Source organism: Streptococcus sp. 3874, from assembly GCF_013276425.1.
Lineage (GTDB): Bacteria > Bacillota > Bacilli > Lactobacillales > Streptococcaceae > Streptococcus > Streptococcus pseudopneumoniae.
In genome coordinates this window covers 1-2223 of record NZ_VMLA01000157.1, presented here as the reverse complement: position 1 = coordinate 2223, position 2223 = coordinate 1, and the positions used below count along the sequence as shown (strand labels likewise).

Genomic DNA, 2223 nt, shown 5'->3' with positions numbered 1-2223 from the left:
ATTCCGTCTCGCGCCATTTTATTGATAGTATTTATGCGGGTGTAGTTTAGTGGTAAAACTACAGCCTTCCAAGCTGTTGTCGCGAGTTCGATTCTCGTCACCCGCTTTGAACTTTGTTCAAATTACCAAGTTTTTTAACTTGGGCGCGTAGCTCAGGTGGTTAGAGCGCACGCCTGATAAGCGTGAGGTCGGTGGTTCGAGTCCACTCGTGCCCATTAATTGGAGAATTACTCAAGAGGCTGAAGAGGACGGTTTGCTAAATCGTTAGGTCGGGTAACTGGCGCAAGGGTTCGAATCCCTTATTCTCCGTTTTAATGAGAGTTTGTAACTCTCTTTTTCATTTGGCTCTTTGTCAACTGTAGTGGGTTGAAGTCAGCTAAGCTCGAGAAAGGACAAATTTCGTCCTTTCTTTTTTGATGTTCAGAGCGATAAAAATCCGTTTTTTGAAGTTTTCAGGCTCTTTGTCAACTGTAGTGGGTTGAAGAAAAGCTAAAATCTTTATATATTGTCGATTTTATGGTTGTTCTAATTTATTATTACTTCCAACTCTTGAGAGAAATTTCTCCGCTATTGAGCCAGATTTCTTTTCCGTTATCACATTGCACCAAAAGTTTTCCACTTTCAGAGATGTCTTTAGCAAGTCCCTTGTAGTCTTTTTGATCTAGTGTGAAAGTAACTTCTTTTCCAAGAACGAATGACTGTTTTTTGTATAGGTATAATAGCTCTTCTGCTGGTGTTTCGAAGAAAGTACGCCAGATTTCTATGATCAATTCATTCCTTGTTATAGGAGCTGTAGCTTTAAATAAGCTGGCAGCTTTTTCTTTTAATTCCTGAGGGAAGTCTTTAATAGTGAAATTGATACCTACTCCAATAATGATATCTGTGACTAAGCCAGTTTCTACAGAGGTCATTGCTTCAGTGAGAATTCCTCCAATTTTATGATTGTTTAGGTAGATATCATTGACCCATTTTATGTCGACATCTATTAAAGTTAGGTTCTTAATGGCTTTGTAGACAGCTCCAGCTACAAGTAGTGTGTAGGACGGTAATTTGTCATAGGGAAGATTTGGTTTAAGATGGAGGGTCATATAAATGCCACCTTGAGGAGAGTAGAAGGAGCGTTGAAAACGGCCACGCCCTGCTATTTGATAGGAAGCTAGATAGAGGGTGTTTGCTTCATAGCCTAAATCAATTGCTTCTTTTGCATCTAGTTGTGTTGATTTTGTTTCGGGTTTAAAACTGATTTTAATTGGAAGATTTTCTTCTAGAATCTCTGGAAGAATAAGGTCACCATTCATCAGTTTATATCCTCTATTTTTGATACTATCAATTTCAATCCCTTCTTGTTCTAGTCGCTTGATAGCTTTCCAAATTGATGTTCGGCTTAGGGATAGTTTTTCTGCGATTTTTTCTCCGCTGATATAGTCGGTTTCTTTAGATAGGATTTGGTAGACAGCTTGGTAGGATTTCATAATGTTGCCTTTCTCACTAGTTGGTATTGAGAGTATTCTTTTCTTGTATGACTTGGAGTCTGATTAAAGTATTGTTTATAAGCTTTCGAAAAATGTAGTGGATCTGAAAAACCTACCGAGTATGCAATTACCTTGATGGATTCTTGGGTATTTTCGAGAAGTTGTTTAGCTCGGTGCATTCGAACGTAGAGTAGGTATTCTTTGGGTGATAAGGTATTAAATTCTTTGAATACGCTTGATAAGTAGCTTCTGTGAACGGATAGTTCTTTTGTTAAATCTTGAATTGTAAGTGATTGAGGATAGTGGCTATCAATTAATCGTTTGCATTCAAGATAGAGTTGGTAGGTTGATGAAATATTCTTTTTTCTGATTGGGAGCAATAGTTCCCAGATGAAACATCAGTTCATGGAGTTGTCCCATGATATGGAGTTGAGCTAATTCATTGGATTTTGTAATCTGAGCGAAGCGAACAATGTCTGAGATGAGTTTTGCAGTAGTCTGGGTATGACAAGTTTCAGATTGGATGAGATAGGATTGATCAGAAATTTGAGAAAGGGCAAAAAAAATCAGGAGCTTTCCCTCCAGTGATTCCTAACCAGTAGTAGGCCCAAGGTTCTTTACTATCTGCTTGATATAGTCATTTAGTTTTAAAAAGCGTTCCAAACATTCAAAAATAGTTGGGACTTCCCTTAATAAATCTGTTACTTTCTTTTTCAAGATAGCCCAAGCTTACTCAATAGGATTCAAATCT

General features: G+C 37.7%; 1 protein-coding gene, 3 tRNA genes and 1 pseudogene. 3 read left to right on the top strand and 2 right to left on the bottom strand.

Features of this window, described 5'->3' with window-relative positions:
* Positions 1-35: 35 nt before the first annotated feature.
* From HT703_RS11350 to HT703_RS11340, 3 genes are all read left to right on the top strand, one after another.
* Positions 36-106: transfer RNA gene (locus HT703_RS11350), tRNA-Gly, on the top strand.
* Between the two features lie 35 nt (positions 107-141).
* Positions 142-215, top strand: a tRNA-Ile gene (locus HT703_RS11345).
* Positions 216-221: 6 nt separating this feature from the next.
* Positions 222-309: transfer RNA gene (locus tag HT703_RS11340), tRNA-Ser, on the top strand.
* Positions 310-536: 227 nt separating this feature from the next.
* Here the strand turns inward: HT703_RS11340 and birA are convergent.
* Complete coding sequence (birA, locus tag HT703_RS11335; RefSeq protein ID WP_000844510.1) at positions 537-1472, bottom strand: bifunctional biotin--[acetyl-CoA-carboxylase] ligase/biotin operon repressor BirA; 936 nt, start codon at positions 1470-1472, stop codon at positions 537-539.
* Positions 1469-2106: pseudogene (locus tag HT703_RS11330) on the bottom strand (AraC family transcriptional regulator); the annotation flags it as partial. The pseudogene HT703_RS11330 and the gene birA, both read right to left, overlap by 4 nt.
* Positions 2107-2223: the final 117 nt, after the last annotated feature.

What these genes read in the sequence shown, in the direction of transcription:
- birA (WP_000844510.1), bottom strand. Translation starts at nt 1,472, where the DNA reads ATGAAATCCTACCAAGCTGTCTACCAAATCCTATCTAAAGAAACCGAC.